This is a genomic window from Marinobacter sp. UBA2498, from assembly GCF_002341575.1.
GTDB classification, from domain to species: domain Bacteria; phylum Pseudomonadota; class Gammaproteobacteria; order Pseudomonadales; family Oleiphilaceae; genus Marinobacter; species Marinobacter manganoxydans.
This window is the reverse complement of sequence record NZ_DDOI01000047.1, coordinates 71,047-76,847: the sequence shown is the minus strand read 5'-3', so window position 1 is coordinate 76,847 and position 5,801 is coordinate 71,047. Positions and strand designations below refer to the sequence as shown.

Here is a 5,801-nt window from a genome sequence, read left to right as displayed (position 1 = left end):
CCGCAAGCTGTATTCGCGAGGCAGTGCCCGGCATGGTGGTGCGAAGCGCTGGCTCCGCCCGTGCCCAGGAAGCCAGAAGAGCGGTGCTGGAATTGTTACTGGCCGATCAACCTGCGCAAGATAGCAGCCCCGATCGTTCAAGCCACTTATGGGAAACGGCGGATCAACTGGCGATTGATGTCGGGGATGTGCGCCAGCGCCTCCCGGCCCGTTCAGAGCGCAACGAGCCAACGGTTCACCATGTAGAGCCCCGATCGGATTCGCTGGCCCACGCCCGGGGCCATGACGCCACGCACTCTGCCATGAACGTGAATCTGGACGCCTGCATCACCTGCGGCTTGTGCGAGCGGGCTTGCCGGGAAGTGCAGGGCAACGACGTGATCGGGCTGGCACATCGCGGCGCCGAGTCGAAAGTCATCTTTGACTTCGACGACCCCATGGGCGACAGCACCTGTGTTGCCTGCGGCGAATGCGTGCAGGCTTGCCCAACGGGCGCGCTCATGCCCGCCACCCTGATGGATGCCCACGGCCGCGGAGACTCTGCCACGGCCGACCGCACGGTGGACTCCGTTTGCCCCTATTGTGGCGTGGGCTGCCAACTGACCTATCACGTGAAAGACGAGCCTGCCAACGCCCGATCAGGAGTGGGCGAGCAGCGAGGGCGCATTCTCTTTGTGGAGGGTAAAGACGGCCCCTCCAACCAGGGCAGGCTCTGCGTGAAAGGCCGCTTCGGGTTTGATTATCCGTCTCACCCGGCGCGACTCACCCGGCCACTGATTCGCCGGGAGGGCGTCCCCAAAGGGCTCGATCCCAATTTTGATCCGGCCAACCCGTTAACGCATTTTCGAGAAGCCAGCTGGGAAGAGGCGCTGGATCTTGCGGCAAACGGACTGACCCAACTTAAAACACAGCACGGACCGGAAGCGCTCGCCGGCTTCGGCAGCGCCAAGTGCTCCAACGAAGAAGCCTGGCTGTTCCAGAAGCTGGTGCGCACCGGTTTCGGCTCCAACCATGTGGACCATTGCACCCGGCTTTGCCACGCCAGCTCCGTCGCGGCGCTGATGGAGTGCCTGGGGTCCGGGGCCGTAACCGCCTCCTTCATGCAGGCGCTCCAGGCAGACGTGGTGATTCTGACCGGCTGCAACCCGGCGGTGAATCACCCGGTCGCCGCTACCTACTTCAAGCAGGCAGCACGCAACGGCACCAAATTGATCATCATTGATCCCCGGGGCCAGTCGCTGGACGCCTATGCCTGGCGCAGCGTGCGTTTCTCGCCCGGTGGCGACGTGTCGCTGTTCAACGCCATGCTCAATGTGATCATCAGCGAGGGGCTGTTCGACAAGAACTACATCGATACCCATACCGAAGGCTTCGAGGCGCTGGCGGCAAGCATCGAGGGCATGACACCGGAAGTGATGAGCCCCGTATGCGGCGTCGACCCCGACACGATCCGGGAAGTGGCCCGTGCCTACGCGCAGGCCGAGAACGCGATGATCTTCTGGGGCATGGGCATTTCCCAGCATGTGCACGGTACCGACAACGCCCGCTGCCTGATTTCCCTGGCCCTGACGTGCGGCCATACCGGCCGGCCCGGCACCGGCCTTCACCCGCTGCGGGGGCAGAACAACGTGCAGGGCGCCTCCGATGCCGGCTTGATCCCCATGGTATTGCCAGACTACCAGCCCGTCGGGGATGCCCAATTGCGGGCCGCCTTCGNNGTATTGCCTGACTACCAACCGGTGGGGGATGCCCAGCTGCGGGCCGCCTTCGAAGAACTCTGGAGCACCGAACTGGACCCGGATCCGGGGCTGACCGTGGTGGAGATCATGGACGCCATCAGGGCGGGCACCATCAAGGGCATGTACATCCTCGGTGAAAACCCTGCGATGTCCGATCCGGATCTCACCCACGCACGGGCCGCGCTTGGCGCCCTGGAGCACCTGGTGGTTCAGGACCTGTTCGTGACCGAGACCGCCCAGTTTGCCGACGTCATCCTGCCGGCGGCTGCCTGGTTGGAAAAATCCGGCACCGTCACCAACACCAACCGGCAGGTGCAGATGGGCCGGGCTGCGCTGGGGCCCCCGGGTGAAGCAAAGGCGGACTGGTGGATTATCCAGGAAATCGCCCGGCGTTTTGGCTTGGCGTGGGACTACAGCGGCCCCGAGCAGGTGTTTGCCGAGATGAAGCAGGGCATGCACTCACTGGATCATATCTCCTGGTCCCGGTTGGAGCGCGAAGGGTCTGTGACCTACCCGTGCCAGGCCGACGACGCGCCGGGCGATGATGTGGTCTTCGCCGATGCGTTTCCCAGGTCCGGGGGGAAAGCCAAATTCTCTCCGGCCAGCCCCCTGCCACCCGACGAGCCGGTGGATGAGGCCTATCCCACGGTGCTGACCACCGGGCGTTTGCTGGAGCACTGGCACACGGGCGCCATGACCCGCAGAAGCCGGGTACTGGACGAGCGGGAACCCGAGGCGGCGGCATTCCTCGCGCCCTCAGAACTGGAGCGCCTGGGCGTGGCCTCTGGAGAGAACATCCACGTCGCCACCCGGCGGGGCAGCATCACTCTTACGGCGCGAGCCGATCAGACCATGCCCGAAGGCATGGTGTTTGTGCCTTTCGCGTTCGTGGAAGCGGCGGCCAACCTGCTCACCAACCCGGCTCTGGACCCGTTCGGGAAGATTCCGGAATTCAAGTACGCCGCCTGCCGGCTGACCCCGGCCTAGTGCCGGGCTAGTGCTGGGATAGCCAAGCTTGTTCAGAACGACGCGCATTGTCGCCTCGTGTCTGTAAAGTATCGTTGGTTGGTCTAGAATGGCGCCAAAATTCCCCGAATTCTCAGGTAGATAAAATGCCCAAGTTTTTGCACACGGCAGACTGGCAGATGGGCCGGGCGTTTACCCGTTTTGAAACCGAAGACGGTGCAGCCCTGGTCGAGGCCCGATTTAAGGCCATAGAAACGCTCGCACAGCTTGCCAATGAGCATCAGTGCGATGCCGTTCTGGTCGCCGGTGATGTGTTTGATGCCCAGACGGTGTCCGATCGCACGATCCGGCGGGTGTTCAATGCCACAAAGGCGTTCGCCGGCCCCTGGGTCATGCTGCCCGGCAACCACGACGCCGCCCTGGCAGAGAGCGTGTGGACGCGAGCCCAGCGCCTGGGTGCAGTACCTGAGAACGTACAACTGGCGCTGCAGCCCGGCGTTATCAATCTGGAGCAGCAGCGCCTCAGCATCCTATCCGCACCGCTGACCCAGCGGCATACCTACGGTGATCTGACCGAGCGGTTCACCGGTTACGAGTCACCGGAAGGCTTCCTCCGGGTCGGCCTGGCCCACGGGAGCGTGCAGGGCCTGCTGCCGGACGAGATTGATTCCACCAACCCCATCGCGCCGAACCGTGCCGAAGCCAGCCGGCTTGATTACCTCGCCCTGGGCGACTGGCACGGCACCAAACAGATTGATGAACGCACCTGGTACAGCGGCACCCCGGAGCCGGAACGCTTTCGGAATAACGAAGCCGGCAATGCCCTGATTGTTGACGTGCCCGAGGCAGGGGCAACGCCGACGGTAACTCAACTACCTACCGGTCGGTATCAATGGCACCAGTGGCGGGAAACCCTGGCGGTGCAGTCTGATCTGGACCAACTGCTGGAGCGGTTGAACGCCTTGCCCGAATCCGCCGTTGTTGATCTGCGGCTTGAGGGGTCGATAACCCTTGTCGGGGAGGAAACACTACTGAAGGCCCTTTCTGTGGCTGAAGCCAAATTCAGAAGCCTGCGATGCGAACGCAGCGGGCTTCAGCTCGCGCCGACCGATGAAGACATCGCAGCCCTGAAGGCGGACGGATACGTGGGCGAAGTCGTCGAGAGCCTGCGCGAGCGTCAACAAGATGGCGTGCAGGATGACGCCGCGCGAGATGCTCTGGCGATTCTGGCTGGCTTGCTCAGAGAGCGGGAACAGGAGGCCAGCCAATGAAACTGCAGCGCATGCGCATTGAGCAGCTACGCCAGTTCCGCAAACCTTTTGTTCTGGACAACCTGCAGCCCGGCCTCAACCTGATTCACGGCCCCAACGAGTCGGGCAAAAGCACCCTGGTGCGGGCCATCCGTGCCGCGTTTTTCGAGCGCTATCGCTCAACCGCCGTTGACGACCTTCGCCCCTGGGGCGATTCCGCGGCGGCGCCCACCGTTGAACTGGATTTCGAGCACGAGGGCCGCTCCTGGCATCTCACCAAGAGCTTCCTGCAGCGCAAACGCTGTGACCTGAAAGTCGGCACCGACACCTACAGCGAAGACGACGCGGAAGAAAAACTGGCCGAGTTGCTGGGCTACCAGTACCCGAAGCGCGGTGCCAGCAAAGCCGAACACTGGGGCATACCGGGACTGCTGTGGGTGGAGCAGGGCACCGGGCAGGACATTGAGCAGGCTATCGAGCATGCCGGGGACCATCTGAAGTCCGCCCTTAATTCCATGGTCGGAGAAGTGGCCAGCTCCGGGGGCGACGACCTGATCGAGACGGTTCGCAGCCAGCGGGACACCCTGCTGACCGGTACCGGCAAGCCCCGGGGCGATTACCTGAAACTGGAAAAAGACCGCGCTCAATCTGAACTTGAAATTGAAGAGCTGAAGGAGCGGGTGCATAAATACCAGGAGCAGGTCGACCGGCTTGGCAAACTGGCCCAGGATTATGATCAGGCCGAGGCCGAGCGCCCCTGGGAAGACGCCCAGCGCCAGCTGGAGGAGGCCCGGGTGCGTTATCAGCAGGTTGAGCGCCTGGAGCAACAACAGAACCAGGAGAAAGCTACGCTCAGCCAGCTGCAGCAAAACCACCGCCTGTTGCAGCAGAACAAGGAACACCTTGAAGGGCTCAGTCGCCAGCTTGAAGGCCGAAAGGCCGAACTGGACCGAGCGGAGCGAGACCTCGCCACCGCAGAAGCCCAAACGCCGATGATTGCAGGTCGTTTGAGCGAAGCCAGAACCGCCTATGAGCAAGCGGAAAAGCAACGCAAACTGGCGGGCTTGCTGCAAACGCGACAAAGGCTGGAGCAGGATGTCCGCCGGCTTGAACAGCAAAAACAAGTGCTGACCCAGAACCTCGCCAAAGCAAAGGAATACCACCAGCAGCTGGAGCAGGCCAGGCAGCAGGCCAGAGACAACCGCATTGATTCCGCCGCGGTCAAAAACCTGAAAGCCACCGCGAACCAGCTGAACGAAGAAACCATCCGTTCACGAACCATCGCCACCCGATTGAGCTGGCAGTTGGAGCCCAATGCATCATTAACACTGAACAACGAGCAACTCACCGGGCAGGGCGAGCAGCAGCTTCTGGAAGAATCCACCCTGGTTATCCCGGGCGTGGGTACCCTGGGCATAACCCCCGGCGGCGAAGAGCTTGCCAGCACCCGCCGGAAGCTTAAAACCCTTGAGGACAGCTTCGCCGAACAGCTGAAGACCCTCGGCGTGACATCCGTGGAACAGGCCGAAGAGCGGCTTTCAGCCTTCGAAAGTGCCGGAAGAGCCCAGAAGCACGCCGAAGATTTGCTGAAATCCGTGGCACCGGCCGGCATTGAGCAACTTGTCTCCGAACAGAGCGAGGCGGAAAGCGAACTGGCGAAAGCCAAAAGCCAGTTGCAGGCCACGCCAGAACCGGACCAGAAAGAGAACGTACCCGCCCTGGAGGAGGCAGAAGCCGCTTTCGTTCAGGCCGGCACCGCGCTGGACAAGGCCGAATCCGATGAGCGTGAGCACCAGGCAAAGCGGTCGGCACTGAAGCAGGCGCGGGACAACGCTAAAACCGAATG

General features: G+C 62.6%; 3 protein-coding genes. All 3 read left to right on the top strand.

Translation table 11 applies throughout. The annotated features are described in order from the left end of the window. Positions 1-32: 32 nt before the first annotated feature. A complete protein-coding gene (locus B2W52_RS05700; protein ID WP_476738515.1) occupies positions 33-2,726 on the top strand; it encodes a molybdopterin-dependent oxidoreductase in 2,694 nt (897 codons plus the stop codon). Between the two features lie 125 nt (positions 2,727-2,851). Beyond that, positions 2,852-3,976, top strand: a complete 1,125-nt coding sequence (locus B2W52_RS05695; protein WP_273069364.1) for a metallophosphoesterase family protein — start codon at positions 2,852-2,854, stop codon at positions 3,974-3,976. After that, positions 3,973-5,801, top strand: a 1,829-nt coding sequence (locus B2W52_RS05690; protein WP_286801839.1) for an AAA family ATPase, incomplete at its 3' end; no start/stop codon positions are given. The genes B2W52_RS05695 and B2W52_RS05690, both read left to right, overlap by 4 nt.